This is a genomic window from Klebsiella sp. 2019SCSN059, assembly GCF_021739525.1.
In the GTDB taxonomy this organism is placed as follows: Bacteria; Pseudomonadota; Gammaproteobacteria; order Enterobacterales; family Enterobacteriaceae; genus Klebsiella; species Klebsiella quasipneumoniae.
Window position 1 is genome coordinate 42878 of sequence record NZ_JAKKOM010000004.1, and the last position, 18040, is coordinate 60917.

Consider the following 18040-nt stretch of genomic DNA (forward strand, 5'->3'; position numbering starts at 1 on the left):
GAAGCCGCGACTATTTTTACTTAGGCAGGTTGTCGAAGGCGTCAAGTGCTCGGCTGGAATAGACCAGCGCGGCGCCCGTGTTTAGTGTGATTGCCACACCAAGCGCCTCAGCGATCTCTTCGCGCGTTGCCCCCTGTTTTGCAGCAGCTTCAGCATGGACGGACAGACATCCATCACACCGGGTCGTGACCGCCACGGCAAGCGCGATCAGCTCATGAGTTTTCGCGTCCAGGTGGCCTGTTGCGACAGCCGCATTTTGCATCTTATCGATGCCTTGCATCACATCGGGTTGCAAACCTGCGAATTCTCCGATCGCTGCCCGTAGTTCTTTGCGCATTTCAGTCCAGTGAACCATCACTGCTACTTCCGTTTTATAATGCGTTATCAGGCAAGGTCGTAGATACGCACGTCAGGCGCGCGGTTCAAATAGGGTTTGAGTGCCTCAACCACATCCGCGGTAAATAACTGAGATCCGAGATACGCTTCAGCCTGTTTAACCGTGTGGAAACCATGCAGAACTTGCACATCTTCGGCACGTACCAACAGTTCTTTTGAAACAGCGCCGTCGATCGTTGAGAGGAATGGTGCTTTGTATTTTTGATATACCGCTGCAGCTGCTGCTCTGTTCTTTTCGCTGATATCCAGGTTGATCTGCAAATAAGCCATTGAAAACTCCTTAATTCATTTATTCGCGGAAGTCATAAAGATAGCCTCAGGCCATACTTCGTTACGGTGACACTCGCTTGTCCATTGCAAAGAAAAGCTTTGCGCATAAAGTCGCCACTAAGTGTTGGGGGTACAATAATTTATTTTGTAACCCTCACCGTTTCTGCATTATGTTAAGCAATACCCTCATGAACAAATGAGATAATCTTGGTTTTGTAAGAAGGTTTTCTATCAGGTATGAAAACACCCGTTCATCTCAATGCATTACGTGCCTTTGAAGCCAGCGCGCGCCACCAGAGCTTTTCTCTTGCAGCCGAGGAGTTAAATGTCACCCCGGCAGCCGTCGGACAGCTGGTGCGTTCACTTGAAGAAGTGGTCGGTTTTCCGCTATTTCATCGCAGCAATAATCGTCGTGCCGCCCTCGTTTTAACAGAGCCTGCGCTGCGTGCGCTCCCCGATATACGCATGGGTTTTCAAAGCCTGAACCTGGGGATGACGCTCCTGCGGGAGGGCGCGACAAACGGTATTCTGAACGTAACCGTCAGCCCTGCCTTTGCAGCTAAGTGGTTATTACCACGTATTGAAGATTTCCAGCATAAATGGCCTGATATTGACGTGCGCCTGGAAACCAGCCTGAAGTTAATGGATTTTACCGCACAGGGTATAGACGTAGGTATTCGCTATGGTCTGGGGCAATGGGAAGGATTAGAGGCAGAACGCTTAATGTCTGAGGAGGTTTTCCCAGTATGCGCCCCCTCTCTTATGTCAGTGAATCCAGCGATTAACTGTCTGACGGGGGTCACTGAGCAGACGCTTATTCACGATCTGTCGATGGAGCAACACCAGGATTTTATCACCTGGGATCGCTGGTTACGGCGCTTTAACGTCCAGTCGATAGCCCGTAAACCCGGCCTGCGGATAAATAACTCCGCCGCGGTACTTCAGGCAGCTATTGATGGTCACGGCATCGCGCTGGCGAGGAGCATAATGGTTGATGATGACATCAAAAGCGGGCGCCTTCTTCGCTTATGTCCGGACGTTTCTCTGACAAGCCCGCTGTCTTATTATCTGGTCTACAGGCCAGGGTGTGAAAGCCTGCCGAAAATTGCCAATTTTCGTAAGTGGATAATTGAGCAAGCTCACGCGTTTAATAACACCGTAAATCCCGGAAACCTCCCCAGCAAGAGCGATTCAGCGTAAGTTCTGCTCGCTCCCGCTACGGCCTTGAATACTGGGTATCAGTCGCGCTCAAGGGGGCCAATATTGGATGCAGCCATGGGAGGAAGCATCCTTTACCATTAATACAAATCTTCGTCGCGCTTTGAATACCATGTTTGCTTCATGGAACATGCAAAGCATGCTACGAACTTACAGAGTTTGTTTTCATCTTCACGCTTACGTAAAAAGTAAACCTTCCCTGACCATGATTATTTATACTCAGAAAACAGGTCATTAAGAAAGGAAGCCACGCGTTGAAATGGGTAACCTGGTTAAAACGTATCGTGTTGTCCCTGCTGCTGTTGCTTGTTGGCGCTCTGGGACTACGCGTTTATGACATTCAGCGCGGGCCCGAACTGCAGCTCTGGCATACCTGGGTTCCGCATGAAATGGGCGCGGATGAAATCGACGATGCTGACTGGAACGATTACCTCCAAAAAGAGAATGCGCTCTTCGGTGAGGTAAAACGCCAGGTTTCCGATAAGCTGGACGCTGAACAGCAAACCGAACTTAATCGTTACTACAGTCACAGCCCCATCTATCCGGACTCGTTTCCCACCAACTGGAATCGGTCATACATTATGATGCCGGATGGCAAACCGAAAGGCGCTGTGGTGTTGCTGCATGGTCTGACGGATACACCCTACAGTCTGCGGCATATCGCCGAAAATTACCGGCAACAGGGTTATGTCGCCATCGGTATCAGGTTACCGGGCCACGGGACGGTACCCGCCGGGCTGACCGACGTGGACTGGCAGGACTGGCTGGCCGCCACGCGCCTGGCGGTGAGAGAAGCGAAACGACTGACGGGGCATGATGCGCCCCTGCATATCGTCGGATTTTCCAACGGCGGCGCGCTGGCAATGAAGTATTCGCTGGACGCGCTGGATAATACCGGACTGGCAAAACCCCAGCGGGTGATCCTGATTTCTCCAATGATCGGTATTACCCGCTTCGCGCGCTTTTCCGGCCTCGCGGGCTGGCCCGCGTTTCTTCCCGCCTTCTCGAAAGCCGCATGGTTAAACATCATGCCTGAGTTTAATCCGTTTAAATATAACTCCTTCCCGACGAACGCCGCCCGTCAGTCGTTTCTGCTGACCAAAGCGCTGCAAAAGCAGATAGTGACGGATTCGAGAAATCATAGGCTTAACAGCTTACCGCCGGTATTGACCTTTCAGTCCGTTGTGGATTCAACGGTCAGTACGCGGGCGATCGTGACGGCGCTGTATAACCGCTTGCCGGATAATGGCAGTGAAATTGTCCTGTTCGATTTAAATCATGCGGTCAGGTTTAATTCATTATTACGCCGGACGTCTTACACCGCGCTGGCGCGGTTGCTGCCCGCGGCGCCGCGGACTTATCAAACCACGATCATCACTAACGCCAATTCCGCCAGTACAGAGATGGAAATTCGCACCACCCGCGCCGGGAAAACAGACACCACGGTGGAAAAACTGCAGGGAATGCACTATTTACCGGACGTCTACTCTCTTTCTCATGTCGCGCTCCCCTTCCCCTTGAGCGATTCGCTGTACGGGCGCTATCCCCATCCGCTGAATCAATACGGGATCAGCCTTGGCACGTTTGCAGCTCGCGGCGAGCGTTCTGTGCTGGTTGTGGGTCTGGACTCGCTGATGCGCCAGTCTTCCAATCCGTTCTTTCCCTATATGATCAAGCGCATTGACGAAGGGATCTGATCAAGCGCATTGACGAAGGGATCGACACTCGCCCGGCGCTCTCCGGAAAATAACTCCCCTCTGGATAAGTGGCCACCGAGGCCACTTTTTCCTGAGGGCGCTACACTATGCTTTCGCCGACGTCGACAGCCACTGATATATCGAGGACAGATCCTGCCCGGCAAATCCCGCATCCGCCGCCTGCTGCCACAGTTCGGCGATGTTATCCAGTCCCGGCATGGTGTGCGGCTCGGACAGGGACAAGGCCAGCCGGGCATCTTTCAGCGCATGCGCCAGCTGCATCTGCGGCGCGAATTGCTCATTGGCGATGGCGTCCAGTTTGACTTTGACATAGGGCGCCGCCAGCGGGCCGCCCTCCAGGGCGCTCCACAGCTGGTCGGGGGTAAAGCCCAGCGTCTTCGCCAGCTGTGCGCTTTCCGCGATGCCCTGCATCATCGCAATCAGCCAGGCATTGAGGACCAGCTTCATTTTCTGGCTGTTGCCCGCCTCGCCAAACCACTGCGTCCCACGTGAGATAGCGGCAAATACCTGTTCCGCCGGGCTACACTTTTCACGATCTCCGCTGGCGAGCACCAGGATCTGCGCCTTCTCCGCCGGGGCTTTGGTCCCTGAAACCGGGGCATCGACGAAGGTCATCGCCGGCTGACGCTCCCGCAACAAGGCAATAGCCTCCTGGGTCTCCGCCAGGCCGATGGTGCCCATCTGGCAATAGATCGCCTGCGGCTGACAGGCAGACGCTATTTGCGCCAGTACCTGCAGGGTAGCCTGACCATCGGCGAGCATACTGATGATCACCTCGGCATCGGCCACCGCCTGCTGCGGCGTGGCGTGCAGGGATAATCCCTGCTCCTGTAAATCCTCGCCGCGCGCTGGCGAACGGTTCCAGCCCGCGACGGTAAAGCCCTTCTTCAGCAGATTGCTGGCAAAAGCGTGTCCCATGGCGCCGAGTCCCAGCACCGCGACTTTTGGTAATGTACTCATCTTGTCTGTCCTGATTCGCGTGTTAATAAATGGCGGACGTCTACTATCGCATCTCTGGCACGGATGTCAGTAGCAATAACCGCCATATAAAGTGACACTGTCACTATATGATAGCCACGTTTATCGCGGCTCAGGGCTGGCGGAGCCACTCCAGCAAGCGGCGCATCGCTGGCGACAGGCGTTCGTCATCCTGATAGCACAGGCACAGCCGACGCAGCGCCCAGCGATCCTGCAATGTGATAACGGCGAACCGGTAGCGTGGCAGGTAGCGTTCGGCAATAACGCGCGGCAGGATCGCCGCGCCGGCGCCGTGAGCCACCATCTCGCAAAGCCCTTCAAAATGGCTCATCCTGATGCGGACGTTCAGCGCCTGGCCGACTCCGGCGGCCTGCTCTTCGATATGCTGCTGCAGCGCGCTGGTCTGATAGAGCGCGACCAGCGGCTCATGGATGATCGTTGCGAAAGCCACCTCGGCGGCGTCACTCAAGGCATGGGCCGGCGGCACGATCAGCACCAGGGGATCCTCCGCGACGGGCTCCAGGCGCAACGGCCCGGGGTCGACCGCATCGGACACCACCCCGACCTGCGCCACGCCAGCCAGAATGCTGCTGACAATATCTGCGCTGGTGCGCTCTTCGGTGTCGATCTGTATCCCGGGATGCGCGGCCATCCACGTGGCGAGCTTGCCTGGCAGAAAAGCCGACATCGCCGAGGTATTGGCAAACAGGCGCAGCGTGCCCTGCTGACCGCGGGCGAAGGCGTGCATCGCCTGGCGCAGACGCTGCTGCTGCTCTAACAACGGACGAGCATGGCGCGCCAGCACCTCCCCGGCCTCGGTCGTTGTCACCCCCCGGGCATGACGGTGCAGCAGCGGCACACCGACCTCCGCCTCCATTTTGCGCAGCCTTTCGCTGGCGGAGGCCAGCGCCAGATGGGCCGCCGCCGCCCCGCCGGTAATGCTGCCGCTATCCACGATGGCGATAAACAGTCGCAGATCGGCGAGATCCAGTCGCATAACGCCCTCCTTTCCCTTCGGTTTTACCGTAGCCTGCGGGCAACATACCGCATTGTCCCCCCGGCGACCAGCTGTTTCAATGCCCTTCTCTGAGCCGATAAGTGAGCCATGATGTTTGATCTTCACACTCTCTGTTTACTGCTGATCTTTATCGCCGCCGGGCTGGTCAAAGGGGTGACCGGTATGGGACTGCCCACCGTGGCGATGGGCCTGCTTGGCCTGCTGATGCCGCCACCGGCCGCGGCGGCCCTGCTGGTGCTCCCCTCGCTGTTAACCAATCTCTGGCAACTGCTGGCAGGCCCCGCGCTGGCGCAGATTGTGCGTCGCCTCTGGTTAATGATGACCGGGATGATTATCGGCACGCTGGCGGGGTCATCACTGCTCATCCACCTGAACCCGCGGTGGTCGGCGCTGGCGCTGGGCGTCGTGCTGATAGCTTATGCCGGATACGCGCTCCGTGGTCCGGCGGTGCAGGTTTCCGCCCGCGTGGAAAAGCGCCTGTCGCCGCTGATGGGCGGACTGACCGGACTGATCACCGGGGCGACCGGGGTATTCGTTATTCCGGCGGTGCCCTGGCTGCAGGCGCTGGGCTTTCGTCGCGACGAGCTGGTCCAGGCCCTGGGTCTGTCGTTCACCCTCTCCACTCTGGCGATGGCGGCCGGCCTCTCCCTGCACGCTGGCTGGCGCGCAGAGTCGCTGCTGCTGTCGGCGCTGGCGCTGTTGCCCGCGCTGCTCGGCATGTGGCTGGGACAGCGGATCCGCTCGCGTCTCAGCCCGCAGCGCTTTCGTCAGGGCTTTCTGTTGTTCCTGCTGGCGCTGGGGCTGGAGCTTGTCCTCCGGGGTCTGCTGGGGGGATCGGCCTAGCGGCGGGTAATGTGCTTCACATTGTATTTACTGGTGTTCTGGTAGATCTCTGAGAAATCAACGATCGCCCGGTTCTGGGCGTAGCTGACAGACTGCACCCGTAGCAGGAGACTGTTAGGCGCCACCTGCAGCAGCTCCGCCTGTTCGCGGGTCGCCAGCACCGGCGTATAGCTGCGGTGGCTCTCGATAATGGTGATATGGCACTCTTTTTTGAAATAGTTGAACTTAGACTGCTCAAGGTTACCCACGCTGAGCCACGGAAAAGCGGCGTACGGAATGTAGCTGTTCTCCACCAGGATCGGGACCTCATCAATCAGGCGCAGCCGCCTGACGTAGTAGACTTTCTCTCCCGGCTGGATCTTTAACTGCTGGGCAATGGCCGGTGGGGCGTCAAGCAACGTGAACTCAATGACCTTATTACGGTAGTTGGTGACCCCCACCACCTGCATCTGGTAGTTAAACCCCTCCAGCTCGCCGCCATGATAGTTACTCTTACGCACAATGCAGGTTCCGCTGCCGTGCCGTCGGGCGATCAGCTTTTCCTCCTCCAGTAGCGCCAGCGCTTTGCGCAGCGTCATCACCGAGACCTGCAACTCCGCAGCCAGCGCTTTTTCGCTGGGCAGCATATCCCCGACGGCGTAGTCGTCGCTGTTGATACGGGCCTTCAGTTCGGTGGCAATCTTTTTATAAATCACTTTTAGATGTCTCGGTGAGATGGAGGATGTGGGAAAGAACGATAAATAACGCATTGTATTTACAGATAATAGTTAACTTTTACGCGAGAGATAAGACGTTAACTCATCTATAAAAATGGTTATATTTATATATCTCTCCTGCAACAATATATATGACTTTCGTCACAGATGGCCTTTTTCCTGCTCGGGATCCCGGTGGTCTGCTCCTAGTCTGATAAGCCTATTGATCAGGTGATGACAGCAGGCTATGAAGACGAGAGGACAACCATGATTGGCGTGAAAAAGCTTCAGGACTTTTCCAAGGCGATGATCGGGCCGGTGCTGTATCTGCCGGCTATCGGCCTGTTGATCGCCCTGTTCAGCATGACCACCAACCGGCTGTGGGTGGATGAAAGCAGCGGGATCTATCTGTTAGGGAAATTCGTCTCCAGCATGCTCTGGGCGCTGATGAACAATCTCGGGTTTCTGTTCTGCCTCGGGCTGGCAAGCGGTCTGGCGAAAACCCGCAAAGCCGAAGCCGCTTTCGTGGCGGCCATGACCTGGCTGGTCTACCTGGCGGCGAACAACAGCTGGCTGATCCTGACCCATCGCCTGGCGACCGGGGCCACCAACGCGCAACTGTATGGCAGCGGACAAACCTACATCTTCGGTTTTCAGGTTATCGATATGGGCGTGTTCCTCGGTATTATCCTTGGCTGCGCTGTCGCCTTTGTTCACAATCGCGTGATCGGCATCGAATTTCGCGGCGCGCTGTCGATCTACGGCAACAGCAAGCTGGTGCTGATCGTGATGCTGCCGCTGGTGGGCCTGTTTGCTATCGCCACCGTCTATCTCTGGCCGGTGGTGGAGCTGGGCATCTCGGCGCTGACCGGCTTTATGAAATCGTTTGGCGCCATCGGGGTCTTCCTGTACGGCTTCCTCAACCGGTTCCTGATCCCCACCGGGCTGCATCATCTGATCTGGTCGCCGTTCGTCTTTACCTCTATCGGCGGTCAGCTGCTGATTGATGGCCAGACCGTCATTGGCGCCAAGCCTATTTTCCTCGCCGAAATCGCCCGTCATCCCGTTGACGCGCTCAGTGATTCCGCCCGCTTTTTAACCTATGGGATGGTGAAGATTTTTGGCACCGCCGGTATGGCGCTCGCCTTCTACCGCACGGCGAAACCGGAGAATAAACAGCGACTCAAAGTCACGCTGATCCCCTTAATTGTCACCTCAGTGCTGGTGGGGATCACCGAACCGTTTGAGTTTCTCTTTATCTTCACCGCCCCGCTGCTGTGGCTTATCTACTCCCTGCTGGACGGTTTCTTCCAGATGCTGGCCTGGCTGCTTCACGTGCGGGTCTGCGCCACCAACGGTCTTATCGATTTTGTCGTCTATAACCTGCCCGCCGGCGCCAGCGTGACGCGCTGGCCGGTATTTGTCCTGCTCGGCCTGCTGGAAACCGCCACCATGTACCTGGTCGGCACCTTCTGCATTGCCCGCCTGCGAATGCTTACCCCGGGGCGCGAAGCCGCTGCCGATGCGGCGTCTTCCCCACAGACGGATCAGGCGCATGGCGATTCAGGCAAAGGCGCGCTGGTGATTGCGGGGCTGGGCGGTAAAGAGAATGTTTGTACGGTGGAAAACTGTTTTACCCGTCTGCGGGTCGATGTGCGCGACCCCACTCTCATCCAGCAGACGCTGTTGAAAGAGAGCGGCGGGAGCAGCGTGCTGATTAAAGGCAATCATGTCCAGGTGATCTATGGCCTGGGGGTTAACAAAATTCGAACGGCGGTCAACGCCAGTCTGGGTGTAACTGAATAACGAGGTGGTAAATGAAAGATAACTTTGTGGTCACGATTGCCGGCGGCGGGAGTACCTACACGCCAGGGATTGTCATGATGCTGCTGGAAAATATGGCGCGCTTTCCCCTGCGGGAGATCCGTCTGTACGATAACCATCACGAGCGTCAGAAAACCATCGGCGACGCCTGCGCCATTCTGGTGGCTGAACGCTTCCCGCAGGTGAAGTTCAGCTATACCACCGATCCGCAGGCGGCCTTCACCGACGTTGATTTTGTGATGGCGCATATTCGCGTTGGCCTGTATGAGATGCGGGAAAAGGATGAAAAGATCCCGCTGAAATATGGCGTGCCGGGCCAGGAAACCTGTGGGCCGGGGGGTATCGCCTACGGTATGCGCTCGATTGCCGGCGTACTGGAGCTGGTCGATTATATGCAGCAGTACGCCCCGGGGGCGTGGATGCTCAACTACTCCAACCCGGCGGCCATCGTCGCGGAAGCGACCCGTCGCCTGCGTCCCGACGCGCGCATTATCAACATCTGCGATATGCCGGTGGCCATCGAGGGGCTGTTTGCCGACATCCTCGGTCTGCCGTCCCGCAAGGCACTGAACGTCCGCTACTACGGCCTGAATCATTTTGGCTGGTGGACCAGCATCACCGATAAAGCCGGTAACGATCTGATGCCGGCGCTGAAGCGTCACGTGGCGGAGCAGGGTTACAGTAGCCCAAAAGAGGATTTTCAGCATAAGGCGCCGAGCTGGATCGAGACCTTCAAAAAGGTGAAGGATGTGTTTGCCCTTGATCCCCTGACCCTGCCTAACACCTACCTGAAATACTACCTCTACCCTGACTACGAGGTGGCGCACTCTGACCCGGAATTTACGCGGGCCAACGAGGTGATGGCCGGGCGTGAAAAAGAGGTCTTCGATATGGCCCGGGAGATCACCCGTCGCGGCACTGCGGAAGGCGCGCATTTCCACGCCGGGGCCCATGCCACTTTCATCGTCGACCTCGCCTGCGCCATCGCCTTTAACACCCAGGAGCGGATGCTGTTGATCGTGGAGAACAACGGGGCGATCGCCAACTTTGACGAAACGGCGATGGTGGAAGTCCCCTGCCTGGTGGGCGTCAACGGCCCGGAACCGCTGGCGATGGGAAAAATCCCTTCGTTCCAGAAAGGGTTGATGGAGCAGCAGGTGGCGGTGGAGAAGCTGGTGGTTGACGCCTGGATCGAGGGCAGCTACCAGAAACTGTGGCAGGCCATCACCCTGTCGAAAACGGTGCCCAGCGCCGCGGTGGCGAAAGCGATCCTCGATGAGCTGATCGTCGCCAACGAAGGTTACTGGCCCGCGCTGCACTGATTTTTTGCCGCAACCCTGCCGGGAGACCTTCTCTCCGCAGGGTTATCAGCGGCACCCGTCCCGCGATGCCTGCCCCATAACCTCCCTCCGCACAGACGCGTCAATGGCCTGCGCTACCCCCTCCAGACCGACGCCCCAGAGTCGCCAGCCACGCTTTTCCCTAATCGGAGTAATGAAATATAAATTCTATTCTTCGATATTATGGCGTGAAAATGTGATCTGCGTTGTATTCTTTAAGTTACATTAACCTACTGAAAACAACATCATTATTACTCTCTCGCAAAATTAACCCCCTTTTCATGGGGATATCGCGCTGCATGCCATTGTGATTGGCTTCATGTATTTACCTTCCTGCAACACTGATTTGAAATTAAATTTTCATAATGTGATCTTGTAGCATGCTCGTTCCATTTCTTTGTGCCATATTCTTATCACAGTAAATCGCCGGAACGACGCGCGGAGTGTAAAGCCAAAGGCTATGTCAATCAGGAGTGCGTTCACTTTCTGCTGGAGCGTGAACATCAGGTTTCCACTTTTTTGGGCAATGGCATCACCCTGCCGCATCTGCCGAAATCAGCGACGGATATCATCCTTAAAACCGGGATTGAGATCTTTCAGTTTCCTGATGGCGTTATCTGGGATCGCGGCAACGTGATGTTTATTGCCATTGGCGTGATTGCGAAAGAGAAAGAGCATATTGACGTGCTCAAAGAAATTGCCTCGATATTCAGCGATGAGCTGATCGCGAATGCGCTGTCATTAATCTCTGACAAAAATGACTTCCTGAAGATCCTCCAGCATAACGCACTGCCCCATTAAGTGCGCCACCGGCCGGGGCGCAGCCCCCGGCCCTTCCATTTATTGGTCTGGCAGCAAACAGACATTGCGAAAAATCTAATTTTCCCCGTTATCACGTCAATCACAATAATAACCGGGGAAATTAACGCATATTAAATTGCTATCATATCTATTTATTATGCGTCTCCTCTTATTCGATACACTAAAATAATCAATAAAAACAAAATGTTAAGAATTTAATCAGTGTTTTACCCTCTGTTTTGTCAATCAGGCCGTGAGTACCGTGCGCCAGTATTTCCTGCGCTATCCCATTAGTTTTGATTTATATCAATACCTCTTCCATGGTTAAAATGCATTTTACAGCGCGATTATTTTGGCAAGGTGTATACGACATTGGTCTTACGATTTGGATATTTATTTAGCCGGCCCGCAAGCCTGTGGGGATGGCTGATGTGTAACGCGCTTAACGGTATCGCCATCGTCCTTTGCTTTCGCGGGATAAGTGTCGTGACAGGCTATCGTCAAGCGGTCTGGCAGGTCATCATCACGCTGGCTATTATTATATCGACCTGGTATAGCGCTAATTATTTCGCCGCCCTGGAAGCGCGGCGCGACAAACGACGCTTTCTGCTGCTGGCCTGGGTGGTCATGACCATTCTGTTGAATTTCATTCACCTGAGCGGTGGTGAATACGGTTATTAAAGGAGCATGCCCATGACGCTGGCGATGCTGTGGGTGCTTATCACTCACCATAAAGGGCTCGCGCTCTTGCTGGTCGTGATAATTGCACTGCTGTTTATTGCGCTTACCCCGCTGGTCAAAAAAGTGCTGAGCACCCTTCACGATCGTTCCTGACCTTTCTCCCATAGCCGCCAACAGGCGGCTATCTCTCCTCCTGATGGACTGAATCCGCCACCAGCCTCAGCGGCATGCCACCTGCTACTGCGCGCATAAAAAGAAATGAGAACCATTATCAATGAAGCTATGCTAACGTGTCAGCCCAGGCAAAACGCCAGATGACAGAGAACAGGAGGACAGACGAGGTGAAGCAGGATTCAGGGATCATCACAGCGCGGCAGACGCACGGATTGCTGACGCTGGCGATAGGCGCGCTATTTTACAGCAGCGGCAGTTTCGCCCGGCCGGATCTGCAGCCGCTGGGACCGAATATTGCGGATAAAGGGTCAGCTTTCTATCATTTTACCCAGCGCCAGTACGACTCTGCCGATGGCGAACGCCATTACCGGGTGTGGACCGCGGTGCCGGATAAAGCGCCGCCGGCCGCCGGTTACCCGGTGCTGTATATGCTGGACGGCAATGCGGTGATGGATAAACTCAACGACGCGTTTCTGCAACAGCTCTCCGCCGGTTCCCCACCGGTCATCGTCGCTATTGGTTACCAGACGGCGCTGCCCTTCGATACCGCCGCCCGGGCCTGGGATTACACTCCGCCGCTGAAGACGCATGAACCTCGCGCCGGGAAAACCGCGCTGCCGCCGCGAAAAACCGGGGGTAATGATCTGTTTCGTCAGCTGCTGAGCGAAACGATGGTTCCGCAAACAGAAGCTAACCTGAAAATCGATCCTCGCCAGCGCGCTATCTGGGGCCACTCTTACGGCGGACTGTTTGTACTCGACGCGTGGCGAAACCACTCCCTTTTCAGGATCTACTATTCTGCCAGCCCGTCGCTTGGCCAGGCGCAGACGTCTCCCCTGAAGGACACCCAGACCCTTGATGCCACCGCGTTTACCGGGACGTCCCTGTATCTGCTGGAAGGCGACGGAAAAGCCGCTGGCGAGCCCTCCGGGCATGAAGCCTCCCTGGGCGTACTGCGTCAGACCCAGCAGCAGCTGGCCAGCAACGGTCTGACGGTGCAATTCTGGCGCTACCCTGGCCTGACGCACGGTCAGATGTTCGAGGTCTCCCTGCGCGCGGCACTGCTGCACCTTTCCGGGCAGCCTACGTTAGCGCATCAGTAACGATCCCGCGCCCACCAGCCAACGGCGGGTGCGTTAATTCTGCCGTGGCAGATGTTTAACATCGACCGGCTCGCCGAACAGAAAGCCCTGCATTTCGTCGCATCCCTCTTCTTCGAGGATTTGACGTTGCCCTTCGGTTTCTACCCCTTCGGCGATAAGCGGGGTATTGATTGAGTTGCCCAGCGAGATAATCGCCCGCACGAACGAGCGAACCTGAGGATTGCTCTCCACATCCTGCATAAAGCTACGGTCGAGCTTGATGACGTCGAAATGAAAATCGCGCAGCATGCTCAGGGAGGAGTAACCGGTGCCGAAATCATCCAGCGCAATACTGATGCCCATCTTTTGCAGATGATGCAGCACGCTGAACGCCAGCTGTTTATTGATGATAAACGCCGTCTCCGTCACTTCAAATTCCAGCAGGCTAACCGGATAAGCGGTTCGCATCAGGATCTCGCGGACTTTTTCGATAAAGCTGCGGTGACGCAACTGTACCGGTGAGATATTGACTGAGATTTTTTTATTCAGCCGATTATCCAGTGATTCGCTGCACACCTGCTCCAGTACCCAGTAGCCTAATGGCACAATAGCGCCACTCTCTTCGGCGATGGGAATAAACACCTCCGGCGGGATAGCCCCCAGCTGCGGATGCTGCCAGCGCAACAGCGCTTCATAACCGGTGATGCGACGATCTTTAATGTTGCGGATCGCCTGATAGTGAAGCGAAAACTCCCCCGCCTGAATACCGCGGCGGATGTCGGCGGCCATCATATTCCGCTGCCGCGTCTTGTCGTCCATCTCACGTTCGTACCAGCAAATCTTGTGGTCGAGACTGCTCTTTGCCCGATACATGGCCAGATCGGAATTGCTCAGTACCGTATTAATATCCGTCCCGTCCTCCGGGTAGACGGAGATACCTATGCTGGCAGAGAGGATCACTTCCGTCGCGGCAAACGTCTGCTTACCGCTGAAGCAGTGCCAGAGACGGGTGGCAAAGGCGTCCACCTCGCTTTCATCGGCAAAAGGTTTGACGGCCACAAACTCATCGCCGCCGAAGCGGGCGACCATCTCCTCCTTCTGCAGCGTTTTGAGCACGGCGCCTGCCACGCGCTGCAGCAGCTGATCGCCAATAAGATGGCCCTGCAGATCGTTAATCTCTTTAAACTTATCTAAATCGATGGTGAAAACGGCAAAGCGGCGGGCGTCATTACCGGTGATCAGCTTTTCCACCCGCTCAAAGAACTCCACCCGATTGGGTAAACCGGTCAGCGCATCGTAGCGCGCCATCCACGCGATGCGGTCATTGATCGCCTTCTGTTCGCTGATGTCGCGGGTAATTTTGGCAAAGCCCAGCAGGTTATGTTGTTCATCGCGGATGGCATTGATCATGACATGCGCCCAGAACCGGGAGCCATCTTTACGATACCGCCAGCCTTCGCCTTCGAACTGGCCGCTACGCAGGGCAATTTGCAGATTTTTTGCCGGCACCCTGGAGAGCTGTTCGGCTTCGCTATAGAAGAGGCCGAAGTAGCGACCGACGATCTCGTCGCTCAGGTACCCTTTTGCCCGGCGGGCGCCCTCGTTCCAGCTGATGACCGTCCCATCGGCGCTCAACATATAGATGGCATAATCTTTAACACTTTCAATAAAGTGGCGATAGGCAATATCCGTCAGGTGATCGTTACTCATGGTACAGCGCTCTCTGTGGCTCGGTCGTGGCAAAACGCATTAGATATAACAGAATCACGCCCATAATGAATACAAGGTTAAGGTGTTTTATGGTCGGCTTTCCGGCCCGGGCATGCGCCGACCGCGCGGTGCATACGCCTGTTAAGCGTAGTGGACCTGGCCATCTTCGGGAGTGACAAACTCGGCGATTTTCGCACTTAAGTCGCCCACTAATAGTTACTTTTATTGATTAAAAAGTTTGATTGAAAGAATAAATAAAAGGAGTAATGTTAATAATACTTTCTATGGAGGTTAAATATGTTGCGTGATTATTTAAAAGTGGAAAAAGAAGATCGCCTGGTTGAACAACAGAGTCGTCATGACAATAGTCAGCATTATTCTTCGGTGACCGAATGGGTTATTTTAAGCAAAGATGGCCAGCGTAAAGGTCGGGTATCCCTGTTTGACCGCTTCACCACCCGCCGCTCCTGGAGCGACAGCTTCCGCATTACGCAGTTTGATAATGCGGGTAAAGTGGTGGTGGATAAACTCACTGACGCGCTGTAAATCCCCCGGATTCCCGGCCTGACGGGAGAATATTCATACGCAAAATTAACACCTGCATAAAATATATTGATGCGTCGCCATCATGTTATTTTCATTCCGCATACTGATAACCTAATGGGTAATTTTCGCCATGGTAAACAGCGCGAATTTTTAACCCGAACACATGCTGAAAAATAAGCCCGCCGGTCGGGCTTTTTTGCATGGTGTTCGCCGCCCAGGCCACTAAATGCCAGGGACATTCCGCGCTGGATGGTATACGATACATATACGAATCATATATGGGTTGTTGCTATGGGAATCGTCAAAATCTCCGATCTGCTGCACGATGACATTCGTGATGCCAGCAAAGCCATGTCCCGCTCCGTCAATGCGCAGGCGGAATACTGGATCCGTCTGGGCATGATGAGCGAACTCTACCCCGAGCTTAACCACCAGCAGATCAAACTGCTGATGCTGAAATCCGGCTCTGACCGTCTGCTGGAGGTGATCAATGCCATCAATAATCATTAAAACCGCCGATGAGCTCGCGCGCCAGCGTCATGCCGGCCAGCTGCTGGCATCGGTGTTTGCCATGCTGGATACCTTTATCGTTCCCGGCGTGACGACGATGGAAATCAACGATCGAGTGGAAGATTTTATCGTCAACCAGCTGCACGCCCGCCCGGCCAGCAAGGGGCAATACGACTTTCCCTATGTGTTGAACACCTCGATTAACGACGTGGTCTGCCATGGGATCCCCAAGGCGACCGAGCATCTGCGCTCCGGGATGATCGTTAACGTCGATATTACCCTCGAGAAAGCGGGCATGATCGCTGACTCCAGTAAGATGTACCTGATAGGCGACGTTTCCCCGCTGGCGCGCCGGCTGGTAAAGACCACCTATGAAGCGATGTGGAAAGGCATTGAGGTGGTGAAACCTGGCGCGACGCTGGGCGACATCGGCCATGCCATTCAGCGCTGGGTCGAGGACCATGGCTACAGCGTGGTCAGAGAATACTGCGGTCACGGCGTCGGTCAGGAAATGCATGAAGAGCCGCAGGTGCTGCACTACGGCAGGCCCGGGGAAGGCGCCGTGCTGCGGGAAGGCATGGTATTCACTATTGAACCGATGGTGAACCAGGGCGACAGTCGTATCAAGACCAAAAAGGATGGCTGGACGGTGGTCACCCGCGATAAAAAACTCTCCGCGCAGTGGGAGCACACCGTGGCGGTGACCGCCAACGGTTTTGAGATACTGACGCTGCGCGACGACGAGCAGTCGCGGATCCGCTGAGTTACCTTCTGGCGGGGCAGCCCGACTGACGCCTCTCTCTTGATGGCCGCAGTCCGAACAAGGAATTGCTCTGACCGGCGAATCGTAAGAGAATAGCGCCTACACGCGACGATCTGATTTACACGGGAGTTCATCATCAGCCATTCTCGTCGATTCCCCTTAGCCAGCAAAGTGGCGCTGGCAGGCGCGGCGCTCATCGCCGCCGGCATGCTGTTCAGCTGCACCAGTAAGGCCCCGAAATCCCTCGTCACGCCGCCGAAGAGCGCGACCGTTAAAGCCGGTCAGACGCACCGGGAGCCGGTACGCGGCGTCTGGCTGACCACCGTCTCGCGCCTTGACTGGCCGCCGGTCGGGTCGATTATCGCCAGTACGCCGGAAAGCCGCATCACGCAGCAGAAGCTGGCGCTGATCGCCAAACTCGATAATCTACAGCGCCTGGGGATCAACACCGTCTTTTTCCAGGTGAAACCGGACGGTACGGCGCTCTGGCGGTCGGATATTCTGCCGTGGTCCGATATGCTGACCGGCAACATCGGCGAATATCCCGGCTACGATCCGCTGCAGTTTATGCTGGATGAAGCGCACAAGCGCGGCATGAAGGTTCACGCGTGGTTTAACCCTTACCGCGTCTCGGTCAACACCAAACCGTCGACCATTGCCGAGCTGAATAACACCCTCACTCAGGTACCGGCCAGCGTGTTTGTCCTGCACCGTAACTGGATCCGCACCGCCAGCGATCGCTTTGTTCTCGACCCGGGTATTCCCGAAGCGCGTGACTGGATCACCAGCATCGTCGCTGAAGTGGTGCAGAACTACCCGATTGACGGCGTGCAATTCGATGACTATTTCTACACCGAAACCGCCGCTTCCCCGCTTAACGACAACGAGACCTTCCGCCGTTACGGGCAGGGCTATGCCTCGAAGGGCGACTGGCGGCGGCATAACACTCAACAGCTTATTGCCCAGGTCTCCGCGACCATTAAAAAACTCAATCCGAACGTCGAGTTTGGCGTAAGCCCGGCCGGGGTGTGGCGCAACCGCTCCCACGATCCAGCGGGGTCTGATACCCGTGGCGCGGCCGCCTATGATGAATCCTATGCCGATACCCGCAGCTGGGTGCAGCAGGGACTGCTCGACTACATCGCCCCGCAGATCTACTGGCCATTTGCCCGCGATGCGGCGCGCTATGATGTGCTGGCCAACTGGTGGGCCGAGGTGGTTAAGCCCACGCATACCCGGCTGTATATTGGCGTGGCGCTGTACAAGGTGGGTGAACCGTCCAAAAATGAGCCTGACTGGACGGTGGATGGCGGCGTGCCGGAGCTGAAAAAGCAGCTCGATCTCAATGAGTCCCTGCCGCAGATCCAGGGCACCATCCTGTTCCGCGAAAACAACCTCAATCAGCCGCAGACCCGCCAGGCGGTTAACTACCTGCGCAGCCGCTGGGGGCAGCCGCAGAGCTAACCGCCACTC

General features: G+C 55.9%; 18 protein-coding genes and 1 pseudogene. 13 read left to right on the forward strand and 6 right to left on the reverse strand.

Annotation, left to right across the window (positions count from 1 at the left end; genetic code table 11):
- Positions 1-16: 16 nt before the first annotated feature.
- A complete protein-coding gene (locus L2I46_RS06455) occupies positions 17-355 on the reverse strand; it encodes a carboxymuconolactone decarboxylase family protein (protein WP_101990377.1) in 339 nt (112 codons plus the stop codon).
- Positions 356-384: 29 nt separating this feature from the next.
- On the reverse strand, positions 385-666 hold the full coding sequence (locus tag L2I46_RS06460; protein ID WP_032452841.1) for a hypothetical protein: 282 nt from the start codon (positions 664-666) through the stop codon (positions 385-387).
- Positions 667-903: 237 nt separating this feature from the next.
- Here L2I46_RS06460 and gcvA point away from each other — a divergent pair, with 237 nt between their 5' ends.
- On the forward strand, positions 904-1866 hold the full coding sequence (gcvA, locus tag L2I46_RS06465) for a transcriptional regulator GcvA (protein WP_032452840.1): 963 nt from the start codon (positions 904-906) through the stop codon (positions 1864-1866).
- A 272-nt stretch (positions 1867-2138) separates the two neighbouring features.
- On the forward strand, positions 2139-3581 hold the full coding sequence (locus L2I46_RS06470; RefSeq protein ID WP_409201480.1) for an alpha/beta hydrolase: 1443 nt from the start codon (positions 2139-2141) through the stop codon (positions 3579-3581).
- 105 nt (positions 3582-3686) lie between these two features.
- Here L2I46_RS06470 and L2I46_RS06475 read toward each other — a convergent pair whose 3' ends face one another.
- The gene (locus L2I46_RS06475; RefSeq protein ID WP_236947641.1) at positions 3687-4562 is read right to left on the reverse strand and encodes an NAD(P)-dependent oxidoreductase; all 876 of its coding nucleotides are present in this window, start codon (positions 4560-4562) and stop codon (positions 3687-3689) included.
- A 130-nt stretch (positions 4563-4692) separates the two neighbouring features.
- Positions 4693-5577, reverse strand: a complete 885-nt coding sequence (locus L2I46_RS06480; protein ID WP_236947642.1) for a LysR substrate-binding domain-containing protein — start codon at positions 5575-5577, stop codon at positions 4693-4695.
- 111 nt (positions 5578-5688) lie between these two features.
- Between L2I46_RS06480 and L2I46_RS06485 the strand changes: the two genes are divergently transcribed.
- Positions 5689-6441, forward strand: a complete 753-nt coding sequence (locus tag L2I46_RS06485; RefSeq protein WP_065806211.1) for a sulfite exporter TauE/SafE family protein — start codon at positions 5689-5691, stop codon at positions 6439-6441.
- Here the strand turns inward: L2I46_RS06485 and L2I46_RS06490 are convergent.
- Entirely contained in the window at positions 6438-7136 is a 699-nt protein-coding gene (locus L2I46_RS06490) for a GntR family transcriptional regulator (RefSeq protein WP_004205898.1), read from the reverse strand. The two genes, L2I46_RS06485 and L2I46_RS06490, sit on opposite strands and share 4 nt — an antisense overlap.
- Positions 7137-7403: 267 nt before the next feature.
- Here L2I46_RS06490 and L2I46_RS06495 point away from each other — a divergent pair, with 267 nt between their 5' ends.
- The 6 genes and pseudogenes from L2I46_RS06495 (at position 7404) to L2I46_RS06520 (ending at position 13059) form a co-directional block, all read left to right on the forward strand.
- Positions 7404-8942, forward strand: coding sequence for a PTS transporter subunit EIIC (locus tag L2I46_RS06495; protein WP_065806199.1), 1539 nt, complete (start codon positions 7404-7406; stop codon positions 8940-8942).
- Positions 8943-8953: 11 nt separating this feature from the next.
- On the forward strand, positions 8954-10282 hold the full coding sequence (locus tag L2I46_RS06500) for a 6-phospho-alpha-glucosidase (RefSeq protein WP_105490592.1): 1329 nt from the start codon (positions 8954-8956) through the stop codon (positions 10280-10282).
- Positions 10283-10738: 456 nt separating this feature from the next.
- Positions 10739-11101, forward strand: a pseudogene (locus L2I46_RS06505) (PTS sugar transporter subunit IIA); the annotation flags it as partial.
- A 429-nt stretch (positions 11102-11530) separates the two neighbouring features.
- Positions 11531-11782, forward strand: coding sequence for a hypothetical protein (locus L2I46_RS06510; RefSeq protein WP_102002324.1), 252 nt, complete (start codon positions 11531-11533; stop codon positions 11780-11782).
- A 12-nt stretch (positions 11783-11794) separates the two neighbouring features.
- Positions 11795-11935 (forward strand): hypothetical protein, encoded by a 141-nt coding sequence (locus L2I46_RS06515; RefSeq protein ID WP_065806202.1) that lies wholly within the window; start codon positions 11795-11797, stop codon positions 11933-11935.
- Between the two features lie 188 nt (positions 11936-12123).
- Positions 12124-13059 (forward strand): alpha/beta hydrolase, encoded by a 936-nt coding sequence (locus L2I46_RS06520; protein WP_032428839.1) that lies wholly within the window; start codon positions 12124-12126, stop codon positions 13057-13059.
- Between the two features lie 33 nt (positions 13060-13092).
- Here the strand turns inward: L2I46_RS06520 and L2I46_RS06525 are convergent, their stop codons facing one another.
- Complete coding sequence (locus tag L2I46_RS06525) at positions 13093-14748, reverse strand: putative bifunctional diguanylate cyclase/phosphodiesterase (protein WP_023289671.1); 1656 nt, start codon at positions 14746-14748, stop codon at positions 13093-13095.
- A gap of 297 nt (positions 14749-15045) precedes the next feature.
- Between L2I46_RS06525 and L2I46_RS06530 the strand changes: the two genes are divergently transcribed.
- The 4 genes from L2I46_RS06530 to L2I46_RS06545 all read left to right on the forward strand — a co-directional run bounded on the left by L2I46_RS06530 (position 15046) and on the right by L2I46_RS06545 (position 18031).
- Entirely contained in the window at positions 15046-15294 is a 249-nt protein-coding gene (locus L2I46_RS06530) for a hypothetical protein (protein WP_004205912.1), read from the forward strand.
- 291 nt (positions 15295-15585) lie between these two features.
- Complete coding sequence (locus tag L2I46_RS06535; RefSeq protein WP_002904808.1) at positions 15586-15804, forward strand: ParD-like family protein; 219 nt, start codon at positions 15586-15588, stop codon at positions 15802-15804.
- Positions 15785-16567, forward strand: coding sequence for a type I methionyl aminopeptidase (gene map, locus L2I46_RS06540; protein WP_048297502.1), 783 nt, complete (start codon positions 15785-15787; stop codon positions 16565-16567). The genes L2I46_RS06535 and map overlap by 20 nt, the downstream gene beginning before the upstream one ends.
- Positions 16568-16738: 171 nt before the next feature.
- Positions 16739-18031 (forward strand): glycoside hydrolase family 10 protein, encoded by a 1293-nt coding sequence (locus L2I46_RS06545; RefSeq protein WP_032452829.1) that lies wholly within the window; start codon positions 16739-16741, stop codon positions 18029-18031.
- The last annotated feature ends 9 nt before the right edge of the window (positions 18032-18040 follow it).